This is a genomic window from Francisella salimarina (genome assembly GCF_007923265.1).
GTDB lineage: Bacteria > Pseudomonadota > Gammaproteobacteria > Francisellales > Francisellaceae > Francisella > Francisella salimarina.
This window is the reverse complement of the sequence record NZ_VOJA01000021.1, coordinates 1-833: the sequence shown is the minus strand read 5'-3', so window position 1 is coordinate 833 and position 833 is coordinate 1. Positions and strand designations below refer to the sequence as shown.

The window sequence follows — 833 nt, the reverse complement described above, 5'->3', positions numbered from 1 at the left end:
GATTACCAAAAATATCAAAACATACAAAGTAATCAGTCTAATTTAGACTACTATCAAGGACTAATTGATAATGCAGCAGATGGTGTTGATACAACATCTTGGCAAAATAGTGTCGACTACTACCAAGGTAGAATTGATAGTACACAAGCGACTATGTCTAACCAAGCAGGTAGCAACTATAACAATGCTACAGAAGCTGCTGAATACTTCAACCAACAAATAGACATATATGACACAAATAGGCAAGATGCAAATGCAAGATCTTTAGAACTTCAAAATGAACAAAGAAACGTATCTAGTTCAATTAATGGCATTGAAAGTCAAGGGTTCGATAGTGACTATAATGGCTCTTATGAGCAATATAATACTGCCATGGATTCATTGCAATCTAGTGTCAATAATTCAGTAAATGTTGAAAGACTAGATACTAACCAAGCTGAAAACATATCTCCAAGTGCTTTTACTCAAACTTCTGATAAATATAGCTCTTGGCAGTATAATCAGATTAGAAGTTAAAATTTTAATACTACTAACCCTAATTATACTGCACTTTGTATCTATGTTCTAATAACTCAAATATAACATTGCTACAAATCATATATATACCTGTTTATATAAATCTAAAAAAGGTGGTGTGTTGCAAACATCAATAAAAAATGGGGTAAATAAAACCAAAAGATTCACACCTAATTGGGAATGTCTGCTTGTTTTTTTATATTGTCATACTACGGCTCCGACCGTAGTATCCATTTTTTAACCATAATCATTATTTTTCTATGGATTCTATGGTCAAGCCATAGAATGACAGGTTTCTGTTTTGTAGTGACAGCACA

General features: G+C 32.4%; 1 pseudogene. It reads left to right on the top strand.

Going from position 1 to position 833, the window contains the following annotated elements:
* Nucleotides 1-516, top strand: a pseudogene (locus FQ699_RS09645) (pilin); the annotation flags it as partial.
* Nucleotides 517-833 lie beyond the last annotated feature (317 nt).